Source organism: Streptomyces sp. NPDC046900, assembly GCF_040644975.1.
Taxonomy (GTDB): Bacteria; Actinomycetota; Actinomycetes; order Streptomycetales; family Streptomycetaceae; genus Streptomyces.
In genome coordinates this window covers 1-21,576 of sequence record NZ_JBEYXD010000080.1, presented here as the reverse complement: position 1 = coordinate 21,576, position 21,576 = coordinate 1, and the positions used below count along the sequence as shown (strand labels likewise).

Genomic DNA, 21,576 nt, shown 5'->3' with positions numbered 1-21,576 from the left:
CGCAAACGCCGCGAGTGGAAGAAGCCGGTACAGACCCGGTACACAACCGCATCTTCGGTGGCGCCGCGGGACATCGGGCCGGGTGCCCGGGCTACTCCTCGGCAGGCGCGGGCTGATGCGGCGGCCGGTCGGCCGCGACCACGCCCTCGAGGTAGCCGCGGGCGCGCTCGGTGCGCGGGTACGCCTCCAGCAGCCGCCAGAACCGCGGGCCGTGCCCCGGCACCAGCAGATGCGCGAGCTCGTGCAGGAGGACATAGTCGACGACGTAGTCGGGCATGCCCTGCAACCGGTGCGACAGACGGATGCTGCCTTCGGAAGGGGTGCACGAACCCCAGCGCGTGTTCTGGTTGGTGACCCAGCGCACCGAGGTGGGCCGCGCCCGGCCGTCGAAGTACTGCACCGAAAGCCGCTCGGCACGCTCGGCGAGCTCCGCGTCGCCGATGACCCGCTTGTTCTCCTGCGCGGCCAGTTTGGCGAGCATGAGGTTCACCCAGCGCTGCTCCTCCGCCTCGGACATCCGGGCAGGGATCAGCACGATGGTGCGGTCGCCCTCGCGGTACGCGGAGACAGTCCTGCGGCGACGCGCACTCCTGCGTACCTCGATCGCGCTCGCCCCTGAGCCGCTCGGCGGCTGGCTCGTCGTGCTGCGCTGTGGGTTTCCGGCGCGGTGCAGTGGTTCGGCGGGCACGCCCCGACGTTACCTGCTGCACATGGGGGAAGTCCCGCCTCCGGGACGGTTCCGTTTGGATCCACACCCGGACCGCTCGTTTTGTAAGACCAATGCCCCCGCCTGTGGACAACTTTCCGCACACCGCGCTCCGCCTGGGCATCCTGGCATGCGTCGGCAGACGACGACATCTGCTGACGACCCATGACATAACCATGCATTACAGACAACGGGGGTCGGTCATGCATCCGATGGTGAAGCCCGCGCTGCGGCGCGGCTGGCGCGATCTGAACACCGTCCAGTTCGGGATGGCACCCGCGCATGCGATGGTGCTGGGCCCGGTGGACACCGCGACGGGCAGTTTTCTCCCCCTGCTCGACGGCACCCGCGGGTTGTCGCTGCTGCGCGAGGAAGGCCGACGGATGGGCCTGCCCGAGGGGCACGTCGACGCACTCGTGGACAACCTCTCGGGCGCGGGACTGCTCGACGACGCGACCGGCGGCGGCCCGCAGGCCGACGCGCTGCGCGCGAAAGCCGCCGTCCTGGACCGCCTCCGGCCGGATCTGGCATCACTGTCGCTGGTCGCCCGCAGACCGGGGGAACCCGCCCGGCGCCTGGCCGCCCGCCGCTCCCTGCGCGTCCAGGTCCGCGGCGCCGGCCGCGTGGGGACCGTCCTGGCCTCGTTGCTCGCGGGCGCCGGCGTCGGCGAGGTCGATGTCCGCGACACCGGCTGTGTCGAGCCGTGGGACGTGGCACCCGGCGGACTGCCCGCGGACTCCATCGGTGAGCGCAGGGACCAGGCGGCCCGCCGCGCGGTCCGCGCTGCCGCCCCGGACCGGCCCCCGCGCCGGCAGCGGGCATCCCGGCACTCTCCCCACGACGACGGGGACGCGGGTTACTCCCTGGTGGTCCTGGCCCCACGCGACGGCCTCGACATCCACGCACCCGACCCGTTCCACACCGAGCCGCTGATCGCTTCCGGCACCCCGCATCTGTACGCGGGTGTCGCGGAGGGCACGGGAATCGTCGGCCCGTTCGTCGTCCCCGGCGAGACGAGTTGCGCGGGCTGCCTCGACCGGGGGCGGGCCGACCGGGACGGGACCTGGCCGCGTCTGGTCGCCCAATGGCGCTCCGGACGCCCTCGGCAGGTCCAGGCATGCGACCTCGCCCTGGCATCCGCCGTCGCGTCGGTCGCCGCCGGGCACGCGCTCGCCTTCCTGGACGGCGAGTCCCCCTCGAGCGCGGGCGCCCGCTGGGAGGCCTCCGTGCCCCGGCTCGACTGGCACGCGCGACCCGTCTGGGCCCATCCCGCATGCGGGTGCGGTGCAGCGGAGAAAGGTAAGGAGGAACACACCTCAAAGGACGGGGAGCCGCACGAGACAATGGCAGAGCAACGGCCATTGAGGAACCTGTCCCGCACGACACACGCGGCACGGCGGTCTGGGACTTGGAGGGCGCATGTCTGATCTTCCCCGGAAGGCGGTCACCCGGACCGCCAAGCTCGCCGCGCTCCCGCTCGGCTTCGCCGGGCGGGCCACTTGGGGACTGGGCAAACGGATCGTCGGGGAGTCCGCGGAGATCGTCGGCCGCGAACTCCAGCAGCGCACGGCCGAGCAGCTGTTCAAGGTGCTCGGCGAGCTGAAGGGCGGCGCCATGAAGTTCGGGCAGGCGCTGTCCGTCTTCGAGTCGGCGCTGCCCGAGGAGGTCGCCGGACCGTATCGCGCCGCGCTGACGAAGCTTCAGGAGGCGGCCCCGCCGATGCCGACGCGCACGGTGCACGCGGTACTGGAGGAACGCCTCGGCGAGGACTGGCACGAGCTGTTCCTGGAATTCGAGGACAAGCCGGCCGCGGCGGCCTCGATCGGCCAGGTGCACCGCGCGGTGTGGCACGACGGACGCGAGGTCGCGGTCAAGGTGCAGTACCCGGGCGCCGGCGACGCGCTGCTCTCCGATCTGACCCAGCTCAGCCGGTTCGCCCGCCTGCTCGGTCCCCTGATCCCGGGCATGGACATCAAGCCGTTGATCGCGGAACTGCGGGACCGGGTCTCGGAGGAACTCGACTACGGCCTGGAAGCACAGGCACAGCAGGCGCATGCGGAGGAGTTCGCGGGCGACCCGGACGTCCTGGTGCCGGCGGTGGTGCACCAGTGCGACCAGGTTCTGGTGACCGAGTGGATCGACGGCATAGCTCTGTCAGAGGTGATCTCCGGCGGTACCCAGGAACAGCGGGACCGAGCCGGTCAGCTGCTGGCCCGCTTCCTCTTCTCGGGTCCGGCCCGCACGGGTCTGCTGCACGCCGACCCGCACCCCGGCAACTTCCGTCTCGTGCCCGGCCCCGACGGCGGCACCCGCCAGGAGGACTGGCGCCTGGCCGTGCTGGACTTCGGTACGGTCGACCGTCTCCCCGGCGGCCTGCCGACCCCGATCGGCCACTCGCTGCGCATGACCCTGGAGGGCGACGCCCAGTCGGTCTACGAACTGCTTTGTGCCGAGGGCTTCGTGAAGGAAACCATCGAACTCGACCCCGACGCGGTCCTCGACTATCTCCTCCCGATCATCGAACCCGCCGAGGCCGACGCGTTCACCTTCAGCCGCGGCTGGATGCGCAGCCAGGCGGCCCGGGTCGCCGACCCCCGCTCCCCCGCCTACCAGCTGGGCAAACAGCTGAACCTGCCCCCGGCGTACCTCCTCATACACCGGGTGACCCTGAGCACGATCGGTGTGCTGTGCCAACTGGGTGCCACGGTCCGTCTGCGGGACGAACTGGAAGAGTGGCTTCCGGGCTTCCTGCCGGAGGAGGAAACCGCGGCGGAGGCCTGAGCGAACGCGTCGTCTACCACCAGTCCGAGTCCAGACGTCCTTCGATCGCCCTGATGTTGTCCCGGGCACAGGTGTCGCAGAAGTAGTGGCGATGCCCGTTCTCCACGGAGCAGATCCAGGTGGGGCGGGGGCCGTCGGCCCGGGCGCCGCAGCGGTCGCACACGAGGTACGGAGTCTGTGCGCTGTCCGGCGGCTTGGCGGAGCCGTTGTCGTCACTGTCCCCGGAAAGACTCGTCACCCGGGTGACCCTATCGGCGCCGAACCGGTTCGGCGTATACAACGCACCGCGGGGGCCGGTCCCTTCGGACCGGCCCCCGCGAGACTTTCCGGGTGCCGAATGTCAAGCGTCGGCTACTGCATGACGGCCATGGCGAGCGCACGGCGGGCGCGCATCGACGCGCGCTCCGCCCGGCGCTGCATCCGACGGGCCATCACCAGGCGTACGGCCTGGCGGTCCAGCTCGGCCTCGTGCAGTCGCTCGTGCATATGCGCACGAGCCAAGGCTTCTGGGATGAGTTGCATCTCTCGGGTCCTGTTCTGACGCGAGGCGTTCGCGCCTGCGGTGGTGGAGTCTTGGGTCGCGGAGCCTGCGGGCTCGCTGGTGGACGGCTTCATCGGGGCCTGCTTCTTGGGGTCGTGCGTGAGGGGGCGATCGATCGTTCCTGCGGTGTTCATGCCGTGACCGGGTTCTTGCGCGGGCGGCCACGCGGCCGCTTGCGGGCCACGACGACACCCTGGACGAAGAGCTCGCCACCCCAGACGCCCCAGGGCTCACGCCGCTCCTTGGCGCCGGCGAGGCAGGCCTCGATCAGCGGGCAGGTGCGGCAGAGGGACTTGGCGTACTCGACGTCTGCCGGCGACTCGGCGAAGAAGACCTCCGGGTCGTAGGAGCGGCAGGGGACGGGTACGCCGAGGTTCTCGATGGCATCGTCGAGCGCGGTGAGCGCCGTCAGCGGGGTCAAGGTGGAGTCCTCCGTGAGGCCGGGCGGGGGGATCGTTTCTGAAGGCGGTACGGACGGGGCGTGCGCTTCGAGTTGCACGGTTCGTCTTCCTCGTCTGGTCGTTCCGGCCCTGTTGGACCGGGTGGCGGCGTGATACCGGGTTCTTTTCTTGTCCCGAGGCCCCTTCGCTCTGCCATCCCCGTTCGGGGAAAACAGAAGGGCCGCGGATCCCGGGTGGGGTTCCGCGGCCCTGAAGGCGCCGGCCTGATCGCCGATCAGGCTGGATCACTCCAGGGTTCTGGCCCACGGAAGGCCCACATCAGGTGGTGCTGCGTCGTCTGCTTCCGGAATCCGGCACCGGCCGCCGCGAGGGCATAGGCCTGGGCCTGTGCCGCTACTGCTTCCAGTGCCTTGGTCGGTCGCTCATTGCGCTCACGGACGGGCAGAGCCGCGCGAGACACGGAGGACGCCGGACGGACGGCACGAATGCCGGACAGACCGGTGCCCAGGTTGGAGACGCCGAGCATGCACGTGGAGACGACCGAGGGATCGGTCATTTTGACGGTGCTGGTGGAGCTGGCCTTGATGCTGATCACTTCAATCGCCTCCTCTCGGCGTCTAGGGGGACCGGGGCAACCCAGTCCAACGGATACGCAAGTACAACACGGAATGGGGCCCTCCGAGAAGGCCGCCGTTCGCGTGCTTAGAACCTATGGGGATTCCCGGGGCACGCGCAAACTATTTTTTCGACGAGTTCGTATCAGTCGCCGTCGTCCTCTTCTGCGAGGTCACGGCCCGCGCAGATGGCCAGAACATCCTCCCCGAAGCGGTGGAGCTTGCGGACTCCGACACCCGGGATGCGCGCCAGTTCGCCGTCGTCACCGGGGGCGACTTCCGCGATCGCGATCAGGGTCCGGTCGGTGAAGACACAGAAGGCGGGCTGTCCGCTGCGGCGCGCCTGCACCGCCCGCCATGCCCGCAGCCGCTCGTAGAGGCCCTCGTCCATGTCGGAGGGGCAGCCGTCGCAGCGCATCAACTTCATCTCACCGGCCTCGGACAGTGTGCGCCCGCAGACCCGGCAGCGGGCCGGAGTTCTGCTGTGGCGGCGCGGAGCGGCGGCCGTAGCAGCTGTGCTGAAGCCGCGTTCGATGCCTCCACGGCCGGCTACGGTGACGCGGCCGGCGCCGGCGGAGGAACCGGGACGCAGTCCGTCGAGGAAGCGGCTCGGCCGTCGGCCGGGGCGGCCGCCGGGTGAACGGGAGAGAGCCCAGGAGACATGGAGGTGTTCCCTGGCGCGGGTGACACCCACATAGAGGAGGCGGCGTTCCTCCTCGATCTGCTCATCGGTCCTGGCGTAGGTGATCGGCATCATGCCTTCGGCGACGCCGACGAGGAAGACGGCGTCCCACTCCAGGCCCTTGGCCGAGTGCAGCGAGGCAAGAGTGACGCCCTGCACCGTCGGGGCGTGCTGGGCGTTGGCCCGCTCGTCGAGTTCCGCCACCAGGTCGGCGAGGGTGGCGCCGGGCTTGGCCGCCGCGAAGTCCTGGGCGAGGTTCACGAGCGCGGCCAGGGACTCCCATCGTTCTCGGACGGCTCCGGAGCCCGCTGGGGGTGCGGCGGTCCAGCCTTCGCCCGAGAGGACGGCACGCACCTGGGAGGGCAGGTCCACGGCGTCGTCGAGGAGGGAGTCGTTGGCGCCGAACCGGGCGGCACCGCGCAGGGCGATGCCCGCTTTGCGTACTTCGGGACGCTCGAAGAAGCGCTCGGCGCCGCGCAGTTGATAGGGGATCCCGGCGTCGGCGAGGGCCTGTTCGTAGATCTCCGACTGGGAGTTGGTGCGGAACAGGATCGCGATCTCGGCCGGGGGCACGCCCGCGCTGAGCAGGTCGCGAATGCGGCGGGCGGCGCCTTCGGCCTCGGCGGGCTCGTCGGCGTATTCGCTGTAGTCGGGTTCGGGGCCCGGATCGCGCTGGGAGACCAGCTCGAGACGGTGGTCGGCGGCCCGGCCGCGGGCCTGGGCGAGAAGGCCGTTGGCGAGATGGACGACCTGGGGCGAGGAGCGGTAGTCGCGAACGAGTTTGACGACCGTGGCTCCGGGATGGCGGAGACGGAAGTCGAGCAGGTGGTCGGGGGTGGCGCCGGTGAAGGAGTAGATGGTCTGGCTGGCGTCGCCGACGACGCACAGGCTGTCGCGGTCGCCGAGCCACAGCTCCAGCAGGCGCTGCTGGAGCGGGCTGACGTCCTGGTATTCGTCGACCACGAAGTGCTGGTACTGGGCGCGCACCTCGTCCGCGATGTCGTGCCGGTCCTGAAGGATGCCGACGGTGAGGAGGAGGACGTCCTCGAAGTCGATGACGGCGCGGTCCCGCTTGAGGTCTTCGTACACGGCGTACAGCTGCGCGATCTCGGCGGGGTCCCGGGGTGCTTCCCGGCCCGACTTGACGGCCGCCGCGGCGTAGTCGGCCGGGACGGTCTGGGTGACCTTCGACCATTCGATCTCGGCGGTCACATCGCGCAGCTCGTTGCGGTCGAGGCGGACACGGCATGCGGCGGCCGCGTCGGCGACGAGCTGGATCTTGCGATCGATGATCCTCGGAAGGCCGCCGCCGACGGCTTTCGGCCAGAAGTACTGGAGCTGGCGCAGGGCCGCGGAGTGGAAGGTCCGGGCCTGGACCCCTCCGGCGCCGAGCTGGCGGAGGCGGCCGCGCATCTCGCCCGCGGCGCGGTTGGTGAAGGTGACGGCGAGCACGCTGGAGGGCTGGAGGATGCCGGCGCGGACCCCGTAGGCGATGCGGTGCGTGATGGCACGCGTCTTGCCGGTGCCGGCACCTGCCAGCACGCACACCGGACCGTGCAGGGCGGTCGCCACCTCGCGCTGCTCGGGGTCGAGCCCGTCGAGCACCGCGTCGGCCGAGTCCGGAGTCTGCGGGAAGAGGGTGGAATGCGTTGCTGCTGTCACCCCGCCATGCTGCCAGGTCGGCGGAGACGGGTGCGGCGGTTGTCCACAGGGAGGCCCAGCAGTCGTACTTATGCGGCAGGCGCCACGCCCCTCCCGTGGATACCGCAGGCGCAACGCTCCCCGCTTGATGCGGCAGGCGTGACCCTCCCGTGCTGAGCGTCACCGCCCCCTACGGCGGGCACCCCGCTGGGAGGAGCGAGTATCCCCATAGCGCGTGACGGGAATGGTGGAAGGTTCACATACGTTGCCGTCTCTGCGACTACGCACACCGGACCGTAAAGGAGCGCGACCGACATGCCGGGCACTGTGACGATGTACAGCACTTCGTGGTGTGGCTACTGCCGGCGGCTGAAGAGCCAGCTGGACCGTGAGGGCATCACGTACAACGAGATCAACATCGAGCAGGACCCGGACTCCGCGGCCTTCGTGGAAAAGGCGAATGGCGGAAACCAGACGGTCCCGACCGTGCTCTTCGCGGACGGTTCGACGCTCACGAACCCGTCGCTGGCGCAGGTCAAGCAGAAGATCAGCGCGTAACGCGGCGCCGGAACGATTTCACGGGAAGGCGGTCCCTGAGGTGTCTCAGGGACCGCCTTCCCGTCGTTTTGTGCCCCCTCAGCCCGTCGGCCCGGTCACCGCGGAGCGTCATCGCAGCCGCCGCCGCGCGGCAGGTCCGGCCTGCTCCGGAACGGGTCGCTCAGGCTTACGTGTGCCGTGGTCAGGCGCTCCGCGTGGGCAGAGGCTTGCCGTACCACAGTTCGATCAGACGGGCGGCGATGGAGATGCCGTACGGGGGCAGGACCTCTCCGGACTCGAAGGCCGCGCGCAGGTCCTCGCGGGAGAACCAGCGGGCCTCGTGGATCTCGTCGCCGTCCACGGTGATGTCGGTGGAGGTGGCGTGGGCCAGGAAGCCCAGCATCAGGCTGGACGGGAAGGGCCAGGGCTGGCTGGCGACGTACTCGACCTCGCCGACGGTGATGCCCGCCTCTTCGAAGACCTCGCGGCGCACGGACTGCTCGATGGACTCACCCGGTTCGACGAAGCCGGCGAGCGTCGAGAAGCGGCCCTCGGGCCAGTGCACCTGGCGGCCGAGCAGGATGCGCTCCTCGTCGTCCGTGACCGCCATGATCACCGCGGGGTCCGTGCGCGGGTAGTGCTCGGCGCCGCAGGCCGGGCAGCGGCGGATGTGGCCGGCGGCCGCGATGACGGTGCGTTCGCCGCAGCGCGAGCAGAAGCGGTGCATGCGCTGCCAGTTCTCCAGGGCGACCGCGTGCACCATCAGCCCGGCGTCGCGCGGGGACAGCAGCAGGCCCGCCTCGCGCAGTCCGGCTGGGCGCGCCGACTGGTCCATGCGGCCGGGCAGAGCGTCCTTCTGGAGCGCGAAGTAGCTGATGCCGTCCTCGTCGGTGCCCAGGAAGTAGCGGTGGGCCTCCGTGAGGGGCGCCTCGAAGGACGGGGTCATGACGAGTTCGGTCCGGCCGTCGGGCGTCTCGTCGATGAGGACCTGACCGCCGGAGACCACGAAGCAACGGGTTGTGGGGTGGCTCCACGCCGCGGCGAGCCAGGCCTCGTCGAGCCGGTGGTGGGCGGCGCGGTCGATGCCGCTCGGGGCGGTGAGCGAGATGGGTCGGTCGGCGGTGTGGTCGGTCCAGGTGGTCACGGGTGCTTCCAACTCCCCCGGTGCGGCGGTGGTTTCGGCAGGTGGTTCAGCGGGACGTGCGGCTGGAGGGGACCGGGTCCCGTGGGCCTTGGGCGTGCGGGGTGGTCCTTCCAGTGTGCCGTGCTCCACGGCACGCCCGGTCGGCCGCCCCGCCGAGGGCGTCGTCAGTCCACATCGCGCCGGATCTCCCCGAGGTCGCTCCACAGGTACGCGGCGGTCTCCACGCCCTTGAGGAGCAGATCGAGTTCGACCTTCTCATTGGGCGCGTGCCAGCCGTCGGACGGGACGGAGATGCCGAGGAAGAGGACGGGCGCGCCGAGGACTTCCTGGAGATCGGCGGCGGGTCCGGATCCGCCCTCCCGGGTGAAGCGGACCGGCTGCTGGAAGGCGCGGCCCATGGCACGTACGACGGACTGCAGGGCGGGGTGGTCGAGGGGGGTCAGACACGGGCGGGTGGCGGCGCCGAACGTGATCTCGTGCCTGATCCCGGCGGGCAGCTTGTCGGCGGCCCAGGCGCGGACGGCTCCTTCGACGTGGTCGGGGTCCTGGCCCGCGACGAGCCGGAAGGAGAGCTTGACCATGGCCGAGGACGGGATGATCGTCTTGCTGCCCGGACCCTGGTAGCCGCCGCCGATGCCGTTGACCTCGGCGGTGGGGCGGGCCCAGATGCGTTCCAGGGTGGTGTGACCGGCTTCACCGTGGGCCGCGGTCGACTTGGCGGTTCGCAGCCACTGCTCCTCGTCGAAAGGGAGCTCGGCGAAGAGCGCGCGTTCGCGGTCGGTGAGCTCGGTGACGCCGTCGTAGAAGCCCGGTATCGCCACGCGCGCGTGCTCGTCGTGCAGGGCCGCGACCAGGCGGGCGGCCGCGGTGGCGGGATTGGGCACGGCGCCGCCGAACGAGCCGGAGTGGATGTCCTGCTCGGGCCCGTGCAGGACGATCTCACAGTCGGCAAGGCCACGCATGCCCGTGCAGACGGTGGGCGTGTCCGCTGACCACATGCCGGTGTCGGAGACGATCACGACGTCGGCGGCGAGCCGGTCCGCGCGCTGTTCGATGAGGGTGCGGAAGTTCGGGGAGCCGGACTCCTCCTCGCCCTCGATCAGCAGTTTCAGGTGGACGGCCGGCGCGGTGCGGCCGGTGGCGGCGAGGTGGGCGCGGACACCGAGTGTGTGGAAGAACACCTGCCCCTTGTCGTCGGCGGCCCCGCGTGCGTAGAGGCGGCCTTCACGGATCACCGGCTCGAACGGGTCACTGTCCCAGCCGTCCTCCCGGGCGGCGGGCTGCACGTCGTGATGGCCGTAGACCAGGACGGTGGGCGCCTGCGGGTCGTCGGCCGGCCACTCGGCGAAGACGGCGGGAGCGCCGCCGGTGGGCCACACCTCGGCGGTGGGGAAGCCGGTCTCCGCCAGCTTGGCGGCCAGCCACTCGGCGCTGCGCCGCACGTCCGCCGCGTGCTCCGGCTGGGCGGACACCGACGGGATGCGCAGCCACTCCGCGAGGTCGTCGAGGAAGGCGGCGCGGTGGTGGTCGATGTACGTGTGGACGGCACTGTCCGGGGTCTCGCTCATGCTCACGAGCCTATCGGCCCGCGCCGGCATCCTGGTCCGCCGGTTCCTGCGCCGCCGGCTCGGCCAGCAGCAGCCGTTCCAGTGCGGCCCGGTCCGGCAGGTCTTCAGGGCGTACGACCTCACCGCTGCGGACGTACAGGAACGCGGACTCGACGGCTTCGAGGGGGACACCCTGCTGCTCGGCCCAGGCGAGCCGGTACAGGGCGAGCTGGAGCGGATCGCCGGTACGGGTCCGGCCGGTCTTCCAGTCGACGATCTCGTATGTGGTCGACTCGCCGTCGTCCGTGCGGTAGACGGCGTCGATGCGGCCCCGCACCACGCGCCCGGCGATGGCGAGCTGGAACGGAGCCTCGACCCGGTACGGGGTGCGGTGCGCGTAGGGGGTGCGTTCGAAGGCGTCCTTGAGGGCCTCCAGGTCGCGCTCGTCGGCGATCTCGGCCTCGCTGCCGGGGAGGTCCTCGGGCTCCAGCATGGGCAGCCGAAGTTCTTCGAAGCGTGCCTCGACCCAGGCATGGAACCGAGTGCCGCGGCGCGCGGCGGGTTGCGGGGGGCGCGGCATGGGGCGCGCGAGTTCCTGGGCGAGCCCGTCGGGGTCGGCGGCCAGTCGCAGCACCTGGGAGGCGGTCAGCGACGTCGGCAAGGGCACGTCGGTGACGCCCGCGCGGGCGCGCAGCAGCTCTCCCGTGAGGGCGTCCAGGTCACGGTCCCAGGAGGCGATGGTCCGGGCCTCCTCCGGGGTGAGCCCGGGGATGTCCTCGGCCGGGCTCTGACGGGCGTGGGGGATGGTGGGGATGCCGCCGCCGGGCTGCACGCGTGCGTGTGGGATTTCGGGTGGCGCCGCGGGGCGGTCGGTCGTCCAGGAATCCCAGTCGGAGGCGTCCTCCTCGGGGAGGTCGTCGGGGAGCTCGTCGTACGGGGCGCCCTCGTGGACGCGCTCCTGCGGGGCCTGCTCCTCGTGGAGGTCTTCGTCCTCCGGGTTGGACGGCCATTCCGGGTCGTCGTACGCGGAGGGGTCGGGGGTGGCGGCGGGCGGGGCGCCGTCGTGTGAGGCGTCCTCGTCGAGGTGGGCGAGCACCGTCTGTGCGGCGGCGCGACGACGGGCGAGTGCCGCCTCGTCCAGCGGGAGCGGCCAGGCGTGGTCGGTGGTGGCCCGGAGCAGCGCCGGGTTCTCCTCGTCCTCGGCCGGCTCGTCGGCCCAGGCCTCGATCTCGCCGTACCCGGTGGCGCAGTGCTCGTAGAGGGCCTGGAGGAAGTCGGAGGGTCCGCGGGGGCGCTTCTGGGCGGGTCCCCACCAGTGCCCGGAGCCGAGCAGCAGGGAGCGGGGGCGGGTGAAGGTGACGTAGCCGAGGCGCAGCTCCTCGGTGTGCTGGTGCTCCTTCATCGCCTCGTGGAAGGCCTTCAGTCCACGGGAGTCCCACCGCTCTACGTCGGGCAGGGTGTCCGCGTCCCCGCGCAGGGCGTGCGGCAGCACCTTGCCCTGAGCGGTCCACTTCTCGCGGCCCTGGGTGCTCGGGAAGGTCCCGGTGACCAGTCCGGGCACGGCGACGACGTCCCACTCGAGGCCCTTGGACTTGTGCGCGGTGAGCACCTTGACGGTGTTCTCACCGCCGGGCAGGGCGTTGTCGAGGCCCTTCTCGTACTGGGCGGCGGTGCGCAGGAAGCCGAGGAACGCCAGGAGGGTGGCGTCCGGGTCGTTGGCCGCGAAGGAGGCCGCGATGTCCAGGAAGTTCGACAGGGTCTCGCGGCGACGGGCGGCCAGTGCGTGCGGGGACGCGGCCAGCTCCACCTCCAGGCCGGTGACGGCGAGCACCCGGTGCAGCACGTCCATCAACGGGTCGGCGAGGGAGCGGCGCAGCTCGCGCAGCTCGGCGGCGAGGCGCGCGAACCGTACGCGCGCGTCGGGCGAGAACGGCAGGCCGTCGTGCTCCCGCCCGGCCTCCATGGGCAGTTCCAGGAAGGTGTCGAGGGCGTCCGCGAGCGAGATCACCTCGGCCGGGTCCACGCCTTCGACCGCTGCGGCGAGCCGACGGTCCGGGTCGTCGTCGGCGTCCACGCGCGCGTGCGACACGAGCAGCCGGGCGCGCCGGCCCAGGAGGGCGAGGTCGCGGGCGCCGATGCGCCAGCGGGGCCCGGTGAGGAGGCGGACGAGGGAGGCGTTGGCGCCGGGGTCCTGGAGCACCTCGCAGACGGCGACGAGGTCGGCGACCTCGGGCAGGTGCAGCAGCCCGGACAGGCCCACGACCTCCACGGGGATGTCGCGGGCCACGAGGGCGCCCTGGATCTCGGCGAAGTCGGTGGCCGTACGGCACAGGACGGCGATCTCGCCGGGCGCCGTGCCGGTGCGCACCAGGTGGGCGATGGAGTCGGCGACCCAGTCGATCTCCTCGGCGTGGGTGCCGAGCAGTGCGCACCGGACCTGTCCGTCGCGCTCGGCGCCGGGAGCCGGGCGCAGGGCCTCCACGCCCGCGTGCATGGCGCGCAATGGTTCGGCCAGTCCGTTGGCGAGGTCGAGGAGGCGGCCGCCACTGCGGCGGTTCTCACTGAGCGCCTGGCGGGTGGCGGGACGGCCGTCGCTGTGCGGGAAGTGCTCGGGGAAGTCGTCGAGGTTGGCGACGGAGGCGCCGCGCCACCCGTAGATCGCCTGGCAGGGGTCGCCCACCGCGGTCACGGGGTGCCCGGTACCGCCGCCGAACAGGCCGGCCAGCAGGACGCGCTGGGCGACCGAGGTGTCCTGGTACTCGTCGAGCAGAACCACACGGAACTCGTCACGCAGAATGCGCCCCACCTCGGGGATGTGGGCGAGGTCAGCGGAGAGGGCGATCTGGTCGCCGAAGTCGAGGAGGTCGCGCTCCCGCTTGAGCGCGCGGTAGCGGACGACCAGCTCAGCCAGTTCACGGCGGGCCGCGGCCGTCTCGGGAACCTTGCGCAGGTCGGCGTTGGTGAGCCGGACGCCGTTCAGGGTGAGCAGCAGTTCGGCGTCGTACGCGCGCACCTCCTCGGGCCCAACGAGGTGCTCGGCCAGCTCGGAGTCGAGGGTGAGCAGGTCGCTGACGAGGTCCGGGAAGGATCGGGTCAGCGCCGGGTAGGGTCCCGGCGCCTCGCGCAGCACGCGCGCGGCGAGCTGGTAGCGGGTGGCGTCGGCGAGCAGGCGCGAGGCCGGTTCGAGCCCTATGCGCAGCCCGTGGTCGGTCAGCAGGCGGCCCGCGAAGGCGTGGTAGGTGGAGATCACCGGCTCGCCTGGCGGGTTGTCCGGATCGATCACGTCCGGGTCGGTGACGCCCGCCTTCACCAGCGCCTTGCGGACGCGCTCGGCCAGCTCACCGGCCGCCTTGTTCGTGAACGTCAGCCCGAGGACCTGATCCGGGGCGACCTGTCCGGTACCGACCAGCCACACCACGCGGGCCGCCATGACCGTGGTCTTGCCCGACCCGGCGCCGGCCACGATCACCTGCGGCGCGGGCGGTGCGGTGATGCAGGCTGTCTGCTCCGGGGTGAACGGGATGCCGAGGAGCTCCTTGAGCTGCTCGGGGTCGCTGATACGGGCGGGCACGTCGGAGAGGCTATCGGCGGCCACTGACAGCGGATGCCACATCGCCCGCCGGGCTCGAGGAAGCGCTGGTCGGCACGCATGGTGCGGTCCACCACACGGGCGTGGTCACTCCACGATGTGACGGCCCTCCGGTCGCGCGCTGCACGAGGCGCGGAACGCGCAGTGCGTGCAGTGCTGCCCGGGGTCCGGGGAGAAGCTCTCGTCGAGGACCTTGCCCGCGGCGGTGGCCAGCAGCTCGCCGGCCCACTCCCCCGTCAGAGGTGCCTGAGCCTGCACCTTGGGCAGGGTGTCCCCGCCGTCCTTCCTGGGTGCGCCCTGCCGCAGTTGGACGAGTTCGGCGCCGCCCGGCTCGGGGTGCACGCCGCCGAAGGCCTCGTCGACGGCTCCCTCGCGCACGGCGAGCTGGTAGACGGCGAGCTGCGGATGGCGGGCCACCTCGGCGGCGCTGGGGGCCTGCTTGCCCGTCTTGAAGTCGACCACGTAGGCACGGCCATCGGCGTCCGTCTCGACACGGTCCATGGAGCCCCGGATGCGCACCTCGTAGTCACCGGCTTCGAGGGTGACGTCGAAGTCGTGCTCGCTCGCCACCGGCGTACGCCCGGGGCGGGCGCCGTTGGAGTCGACGTGCCACTTCAGGAAGCGTTCGAGTGCCACGCGGGCGTTGTTCTTCTCCTGCTCGGACTTCCACGGCGCGTCGAAGGCGAGCGCGTTCCACACCGAGTCGAGGCGCTCCATGAGGACGTCGAGGTCGGCCGGGGTGCGCCCGGAGGCGACCTCGTCGGCGAGGACATGCACCACGTTGCCGAAGCCCTGGGCGGCGGTCGCCGGTGTGTCGGCCTTCACCTCCCGGCCCAGGAACCACTGGAGGGCGCAGGTGTTCGCGAGCTGGTCGAGCGCGCTACCGGAGAGCACGACCGGCTTGTCGCGGTCCCGCAGCGGCACCTTGCTCTCGGTCGGGTCCCACATGCCCCACCAGCGGTAGGGGTGCGCGGACGGCACCAGGGGGCGGCCGTCCTCGTCGGTGAGCGCGGCGAGCCGGGCCAGTCGGCGGGCGGCGGCCTCCCTGAGGGTGTCGGACACACGCGGGTCGACGGTCGTGGCGCGCAGTTCGGCGACGAGCGCGGCGACGGCCAGAGGGCGGCGCGGACGGCCGGTGACGTCCTTGGGTTCGGCACCGAGTTCGGCGAGGAAGCGCGAGGGCTGGTCGCCGTCGTCGGCGGGGGCCTTCACGGCGGTGACGATCAGGCGTTCACGCGCGCGTGTGCAGGCGACGTAGAACAGCCGGCGTTCCTCGGCGAGCAACGCGCCCGGGGTGAGGGGTTCGGCCAGTCCGTCGCGGCCGATGCGGTCGGCCTCCAGCAGGGATCCGCGGCGGCGCAGGTCGGGCCACAGCCCCTCCTGGACACCGGCGACGACGACCAGGCGCCACTGCAGGCCCTTGGAGCGGTGCGCGGTCATCAGACGTACGGCGTCGGGGCGCACCGCCCGGCGGGTCAGCGTGTCGGCGGCGATGTCCTGGGCCTCGATTTCCTCCAGGAAGTTGAGGGCGCCCCGGCCGCCGGTGCGCTCCTCGGCGCGCGCGGCCGTCGCGAAGAGGGCGCACACGGCGTCGAGGTCGCGGTCGGCATTGCGCCCGGCCGCGCCGCCGCGCCGGGAGGCGCTCTCCAGACGTCTGGGCCATGGGGTGCCGCCCCACAGCTCCCACAGAGCCTCTTCGGCCGTGCCGCCGCCGGCGAGCCGTTCACGGGCCTTCCAGAGCAGAGCGCCCAGGCGCTGGGCGCCGCGCGCGTACGCCGGGTCGTGCGCCACCAGCCGCTCCGGTTCGGCCAGCGCCCGGGCGAGCAGTTCGTCGGACGGCGGCGGTACGGGGTCGCCGGCGGCCCGCTCCTCCTCCCGCAGGGCGCGGCCCAGGCGGCGCAGGTCGGCGGTGTCCATGCCGGCGAGGGGCGAGGTGAGCAGGGCGAGCGCGGTCTCGGTGTCGAGCCACGGCTGGGGGACGCGATCCGTCGTGTCCCTTCCCGACTCGTCCTGCCCGGCACCGACTTGCGCCTTCACACCCGCTTTTGTACCGGCTTGCTCGGTCTCGCCCCGCTCCGCCCCCTCTGATTCCACTCCCTCGTGCCCGGACTCTCCGGATTCCGGCTCCGGCACGCCGTCACCGGGCCCCGTGGACGCGGCCTCCGCCCGTGCCACCGCGCGCAGTGCCGTCAGCAGCGGCGTCACCGCCGGTTCGTGGCGCAGCGGCAGGTCGTCGCCGTCGATGTCCAAGGGGACCCCGGCCGATGTCAGGGCGCGGCGGACCACCGGGATCGTGCGGGCTCCGGCGCGCACCAGAACGGCCATCTCGCCCCACGGCACGCCGTCCTCCAGGTGCGCCCGGCGCAGCATGTCGGCGATGTTGTCGAGTTCGGTGCCGGGCGTCGGGTAGGTGAACACCTCGACACGGCCCCCGTCGCGTTCCGCGGCGAGCTCCCGGTGGGCGCGCACCTTCTCCGCCGGAAGCCGGGTCAGGGGCATGCGCCGGGTCAGCAGCCTGGTGGCGGCCAGGAGAGCCGCACCGGAGCGGCGGGAGGTCCTGAGGACCTCCACGGGTGCCGGAGCGCCGTTTCCGCGCGGGAAGGCGTGGGGGAACTCGAGGATGCCGCCGACGTCGGCACCCCGGAACGCGTAGATCGACTGGTCGGGGTCGCCGAAGGCCACCAGGGTGCGGCCACCGCCCGCCAGCGCCCGCAGGAGGCGTACCTGCGCGGCATCGGTGTCCTGGTACTCGTCCACGTACACCGCGTCGTACCGGGCGGCCAGCCACTCGGCGACCTGCGGGCGGCGGGCCAGGAGCACTGCGCGGTGGACCAGCTCCGCGTAGTCGATCACTCCCTGGAGATCGAGGACATCCAGGTACTCGGCGAGGAAGGCCGACGCGGCCGTCCAGTCGGGACGGCCGATGCGCTCGGCGAAGCGGCGCAGGGCGTCCGGGCCGAGGCCGAGTTCCCTGGTGCGGGCCAGCACGGCGCGCACCTCGTCGGCGAAGCCACGCGTGGTCAGACAGGCGCGCAGTTCGTCCGGCCAGCGCACATGGGCGAGCCCGAGGCGCTCCAGGTCGGGCTGACCGGCGAGCAGCTCGCGCACGGCCACGTCCTGTTCGGGGCCGGACAGCAGTCGCAGCGGCTCCACGAACAGGTCGCTGTCCTGGTGGGCACGGACCAGCGCGTAGCAGAACGAGTGGAACGTGGTCGCCTGCGGGGTGTGCGCCGTGCCGGTGCGCCGGGCCATGCGGTCGCGCAGGTCGACGGCGGCCCTGCGGCTGAACGTGAGCACGAGGATGCGTTCCGGGTCGCCGCCGCGGGCGATCCGGGCGGCGACGGACTCGACCAGCGTGGTCGTCTTGCCCGTGCCCGGGCCCGCGAGGACGAGCAGCGGACCGGCCTCGTGGTCAACCACGGCCCGCTGTGCTGCGTCCAGCACAGGGGGGTCCACCCGGACGGGCGGGGTACGCACCAGTCGGTAAGCGCCACGGCTCCCCTGCCGCACCTGGGGGTGCGGCAGGCGCCTGGTGGAGGAAGAGGAGCTCACGTGGTTCGCCGGTCCTGGTGGTCGTACTCGGGCTTGTCACTGTCGGCGCGGGGCGCCGTCGTCGAGGGGTCGTGGTCGGGCGACGGGTCGGGGGACGGCCGCGCGCGGCGGGCGGTGGCCGCGGGATGAGAGGAACGCGCGTCGTCGACGCTACGCCCGCGCCAATCGGGGAAGCAGTCCTTCCCCCCGGTCCGACGCGCCCGTCGGGTCGCTCATGCCCCCCGCTGAACGAACGTACGGCATGTCACGGATGTGCCGGACTTCCCCCGGACGAGCCACAGGTCGCCTCTGGGCCCGCACGATGCCGGAAGCTGTCAGGTGGGTCTTTCCGCGCGTTCGTCGCCGCTCCAGCGGGCCCGTCTCATGTCGACCCGTGGCAGATGGCCGTCGGTGGCGCGGCCGGCCTCGCGCAAGGGGGTGCCCTCGTCGCGGTAGTGGCCCAGCGCCTCCAGCTCGTGGCCCGGGAGCAGGACGCCGTCCGCACGGATGACACGCCACCAGGGGACCGCTCCTCCGTAGAGGGCCATCACGCGGCCCACCTGACGCGGACCGCCCTCCTCCAGCCACTCGGCCACGTCCCCGTACGTCATCACGTGCCCGGACGGAATGCGTTCGGCCACGTCAAGGACCCGTTCCGCGTAATCCGGCAGGGCGTCCGCCGGAAGACTCTCCTCGCTCATCCGACCCATCCTGCCGCACCGCACCGACAATGTGAGGTGAGAGTGACGGGGCGTATCCCTCGCCCCGGCGCGGCGCTTCGGGCAGACTGTGCGCCCCCGCATTTGCACCCTGATGCCCCCGAGTGTCGGGAAGACGTGCCACCATCGTGCGGGCGGTGACTGGTGATACGAGATCAAGAAGAGACGATGAAGCAGCAGGGCGTGCACCCCGACGACGCGGCGGGCACCTCTGCGGGTTCGTCGCGCCCGGACACCGACTCCGTGGGCCCGCACTCCGGCTCCGGTGACGAGAAGCCGCGTGCCGACAAGCAGGCGGACGACGAGGCAACGGCGTACAAGAAGGCAGCCGAGGACGATGCCACGCGCGAGAAGACGGACGAGAGCCGCGAGAAGGCGGACGAGAACGAGGAGCCCCGGGTGGCGGCCCCGAGGCCGCGGTCCGAGTCGGACAAGCATTGTGCCGACGCCCACAACGACGAGGTCGAGGGCGACGAACCGCTGCTCCCCGCGCGCGTGCACCGGCCTTCCGACCTCATGCGCCTGCTGGTGGGCGTGCTCGCGATCGCCGTGCTGCTCGCCATCGCCGCGTTCGCACACGGAACCACTTCGGGGCTCGAACAGGACATCAACAAGGGCACGGGCCAAGCGCCCGATCTACTGATCAAGATCGCGGGTCTGGCGTCGAGCATCGCGGTCCTGCTGGTGCCGGTCGCCTTCGCGATCGAACGGCTGATCAAGCGGGACGGGTTGCGCATCGCCGACGGCGTCCTCGCTGCGGTTCTCGCGCACGGGGTGACGCTCGCCACGGATCTATGGGTCGCCAGGGGCGCCCCGCCGTCCATCCGGGAGGCGCTCACCCAGCCCTCCCCCGGTGACATCCACGCCCTGACCGACCCGGTGCACGGCTACCTCGCACCGGTCATCGCCTATATGACGGCCGTGGGCATGTCACGCAGACCCCGCTGGCGCGCCGTGCTGTGGGTCGTGCTGCTGCTCGACGCCTTCTCGATGCTGGTCACCGGCTACACCACACCGTTCTCGATCATCCTTACGGTGCTCATCGGCTGGAGCGTCGCGGCCGGGACGCTCTACGCCGTCGGTTCACCCAACGTGCAGCCGACCGGGCGGACGCTGATGGCGGGCCTGCGCACCGTGGGCTTCCGCCCCGTGAGCGCCGCGCGAGAGGACCTTCCGGACACGACGGACAACGGCGACCGCGGCCGGCGCTACTTCGTCACCCTGGAGGACGGCCCGCCCCTCGACGTCACCGTCGTCGACCGCGAACAGCAGGCCCAGGGCTTCTTCTACCGCGTGTGGCGGCAGCTGACGCTGCGCGGCATCACCACCCGGCGCAGCCTGCAGTCGCTGCGCCAGGCGCTGGAGCAGGAGGCGCTGCTCGCCTACGCGGCCATCGCCGCCGGCGCGAACGCGCCCAAGCTGATCGCGACCTCGGAGCTCGGTCCCGACGCGGTGATGCTCGTCTTCGAGCACACCGGCGGCCGCACCCTGGACCAGCTGACCGACGAGGAGATCACCGACGAACTGCTGCGCGACACCTGGCAGCAGGTCCGCGCGCTCCAGTCGCGGCGCATCGCGCACCGCCGGCTCGCCGGCGACGCCATCGTGGTGGATCGTTCCGGCGCCGTCATCCTGACGGACCTGCGCAACGGGGAGATCGCGGCCGGCGACCTGGTGCTGCGTATGGACATCGCGCAGCTGCTCACCACACTCGGACTGCGCGTGGGAGCCGAACGGTCGGTCGCCGCCGCGGTCGGCGTGCTCGGCCCGGACGCGGTCGCCGACTGTCTGCCCATGCTGCAGCCCATCGCGCTGACCCGCTCCACGCGGGCGACGCTCAGGAAGCTGGCCCGAGAGCGGGCCCAGCGTGAGCGGGAGGAAGTCCTGGAGGCATCCAGGCAGGCCAAAGCCGCCCGTCTGGAGGAGGACCGCGAAGACACCGGGGTCGTCCTCGACAAGCCCGACAAGAAGGCCGTACGCGCCGAGCAGCGGGCCGAGAAGCGGGCGATCGACGAGGCGATCGACGGCGCCCGTGAGGAGGACCTGCTCACCCAGATCCGTCACCAGGTGCTGCGCATCAGGCCGCAGGCGCCGGTCGAGCCGGCCCGGCTGGAGCGGGTGCGGCCGCGCACGCTGATCAGTTTCATGGCCGGCGCCATCGGCGCGTACTTCCTGCTGACGCAGCTCACGCACATCGAGTTCGGCCCCCTCTTCGCCAACGCCGAGTGGGGCTGGGTGGCGGCGGCCGTGTTCTTCTCGGCGCTGAGCTACGTCGCCGCGGCGATGGCGCTGCTGGGCTTCGTGCCCGAGCGGGTGCCGTTCCTGCGCACCGCGGCGGCCCAGGTCGCCGGGTCGTTCGTGAAGATCGTGGCGCCCGCGGCGGTCGGCGGTGTCGCCCTCAACACGCGCTTCCTGCAGCGCGCGGGCGTGCGGCCGGGCCTCGCCGTGGCGAGCGTCGGCGCGTCGCAGCTGTTCGGACTGGGCTGCCATGTGCTCATGCTGCTGTCCTTCGGCTACCTCACGGGCACCGAGAAGACGCCGTCCCTGTCGCCGTCCCGCACGGTCATCGCCGGTCTGCTGACGGTCGCCGTGCTCGTGCTGGTGGTCACATCGGTGCCGTTCATGCGGAAATTCGTCGTCACGCGCGTAAGGTCCCTGTTCGCGGGCGTCGTGCCCCGCATGCTCGACGTCCTGCAGCGCCCGCAGAAGCTGATCACCGGCATCGGCGGCATGCTGCTGCTGACCGCCTGCTTCGTGATGTGCCTGGACGCCTCGATCCGGGCGTTCGGGCACGAGGAGACCAGCACGTTGAGCCTGGCCAGCGTCGCGGTGGTCTTCCTCGCGGGCAACGCGCTCGGTTCGGCCGCGCCGACCCCGGGCGGCGTGGGCGCGGTGGAGGCGACCCTGACGGTCGGTCTCATCGCTGTGGGTCTTCCCAAGGAAGTCGCCGCGCCCGCGGTGCTGCTGTACCGGCTCCTGACGCTGTGGCTGCCGGTGCTGCCGGGATGGCTTTTCTTCAACCATCTGACGCGCAAGGGCTCGCTCTAGAGCTGCGCGTTGCGTGCGGCGGGGGCCGGAGCCTCACGGGACTTTTCCTCCCGTTCACGGAAGGAGGAGATCTCGTGCGACGTCACGGCGAAGGC

At 71.9% G+C, this 21,576-nt stretch carries 15 protein-coding genes; 4 read left to right on the top strand and 11 right to left on the bottom strand.

Translation table 11 applies throughout. The annotated features are described in order from the left end of the window. Positions 1 to 91: 91 nt before the first annotated feature. A complete protein-coding gene (locus ABZ904_RS40830; RefSeq protein WP_361829158.1) occupies positions 92 to 688 on the bottom strand; it encodes a M48 family metallopeptidase in 597 nt (198 codons plus the stop codon). A 221-nt stretch (positions 689 to 909) separates the two neighbouring features. Between ABZ904_RS40830 and ABZ904_RS40825 the strand changes: the two genes are divergently transcribed. Both ABZ904_RS40825 and ABZ904_RS40820 read left to right on the top strand, forming a co-directional pair. After that, on the top strand, positions 910 to 2,133 hold the full coding sequence (locus ABZ904_RS40825; RefSeq protein ID WP_361829156.1) for a TOMM precursor leader peptide-binding protein: 1,224 nt from the start codon (positions 910 to 912) through the stop codon (positions 2,131 to 2,133). Next, positions 2,126 to 3,487 (top strand): AarF/ABC1/UbiB kinase family protein, encoded by a 1,362-nt coding sequence (locus ABZ904_RS40820; RefSeq protein WP_361829154.1) that lies wholly within the window; start codon positions 2,126 to 2,128, stop codon positions 3,485 to 3,487. Before ABZ904_RS40825 ends, ABZ904_RS40820 begins: the two co-directional genes overlap by 8 nt. A gap of 13 nt (positions 3,488 to 3,500) precedes the next feature. Here the strand turns inward: ABZ904_RS40820 and ABZ904_RS40815 are convergent, their stop codons facing one another. From ABZ904_RS40815 to ABZ904_RS40795, 5 genes are all read right to left on the bottom strand, one after another. After that, on the bottom strand, positions 3,501 to 3,725 hold the full coding sequence (locus ABZ904_RS40815) for a hypothetical protein (RefSeq protein ID WP_361829149.1): 225 nt from the start codon (positions 3,723 to 3,725) through the stop codon (positions 3,501 to 3,503). Between the two features lie 113 nt (positions 3,726 to 3,838). Continuing rightward, positions 3,839 to 4,162 carry a hypothetical protein gene (locus tag ABZ904_RS40810; protein ID WP_359395958.1) on the bottom strand — a complete coding sequence of 108 codons (324 nt, stop codon included), beginning with the start codon at positions 4,160 to 4,162 and terminating at the stop codon, positions 3,839 to 3,841. Next, on the bottom strand, positions 4,159 to 4,527 hold the full coding sequence (locus ABZ904_RS40805) for a WhiB family transcriptional regulator (RefSeq protein WP_019072119.1): 369 nt from the start codon (positions 4,525 to 4,527) through the stop codon (positions 4,159 to 4,161). The genes ABZ904_RS40810 and ABZ904_RS40805 overlap by 4 nt, the downstream gene beginning before the upstream one ends. Before the next feature lie 176 nt (positions 4,528 to 4,703). Further along, positions 4,704 to 5,024, bottom strand: coding sequence for a hypothetical protein (locus ABZ904_RS40800; protein ID WP_359395961.1), 321 nt, complete (start codon positions 5,022 to 5,024; stop codon positions 4,704 to 4,706). Between the two features lie 164 nt (positions 5,025 to 5,188). After that, the gene (locus tag ABZ904_RS40795) at positions 5,189 to 7,387 is read right to left on the bottom strand and encodes an ATP-dependent DNA helicase UvrD2 (protein ID WP_359395963.1); all 2,199 of its coding nucleotides are present in this window, start codon (positions 7,385 to 7,387) and stop codon (positions 5,189 to 5,191) included. A 294-nt stretch (positions 7,388 to 7,681) separates the two neighbouring features. Here ABZ904_RS40795 and ABZ904_RS40790 point away from each other — a divergent pair, with 294 nt between their 5' ends. Then, on the top strand, positions 7,682 to 7,924 hold the full coding sequence (locus ABZ904_RS40790; RefSeq protein WP_359395965.1) for a mycoredoxin: 243 nt from the start codon (positions 7,682 to 7,684) through the stop codon (positions 7,922 to 7,924). A gap of 181 nt (positions 7,925 to 8,105) precedes the next feature. Here ABZ904_RS40790 and nudC read toward each other — a convergent pair whose 3' ends face one another. From nudC to ABZ904_RS40765, 5 genes are all read right to left on the bottom strand, one after another. Continuing rightward, positions 8,106 to 9,047: an NAD(+) diphosphatase gene (gene nudC, locus ABZ904_RS40785; protein WP_359395967.1), complete on the bottom strand. Its 942-nt coding sequence runs from the start codon at positions 9,045 to 9,047 to the stop codon at positions 8,106 to 8,108. Between the two features lie 164 nt (positions 9,048 to 9,211). After that, complete coding sequence (locus ABZ904_RS40780; protein ID WP_361829146.1) at positions 9,212 to 10,615, bottom strand: dipeptidase; 1,404 nt, start codon at positions 10,613 to 10,615, stop codon at positions 9,212 to 9,214. A 10-nt stretch (positions 10,616 to 10,625) separates the two neighbouring features. Continuing rightward, positions 10,626 to 14,165, bottom strand: coding sequence for a UvrD-helicase domain-containing protein (locus tag ABZ904_RS40775; RefSeq protein ID WP_361829144.1), 3,540 nt, complete (start codon positions 14,163 to 14,165; stop codon positions 10,626 to 10,628). 105 nt (positions 14,166 to 14,270) lie between these two features. Continuing rightward, entirely contained in the window at positions 14,271 to 17,735 is a 3,465-nt protein-coding gene (locus ABZ904_RS40770; RefSeq protein WP_361829142.1) for an ATP-dependent DNA helicase, read from the bottom strand. 314 nt (positions 17,736 to 18,049) lie between these two features. Beyond that, positions 18,050 to 18,415 carry an MGMT family protein gene (locus tag ABZ904_RS40765; protein ID WP_359395976.1) on the bottom strand — a complete coding sequence of 122 codons (366 nt, stop codon included), beginning with the start codon at positions 18,413 to 18,415 and terminating at the stop codon, positions 18,050 to 18,052. 186 nt (positions 18,416 to 18,601) lie between these two features. Between ABZ904_RS40765 and ABZ904_RS40760 the strand changes: the two genes are divergently transcribed. Then, positions 18,602 to 21,481 carry a lysylphosphatidylglycerol synthase transmembrane domain-containing protein gene (locus tag ABZ904_RS40760; protein ID WP_361829140.1) on the top strand — a complete coding sequence of 960 codons (2,880 nt, stop codon included), beginning with the start codon at positions 18,602 to 18,604 and terminating at the stop codon, positions 21,479 to 21,481. The last annotated feature ends 95 nt before the right edge of the window (positions 21,482 to 21,576 follow it).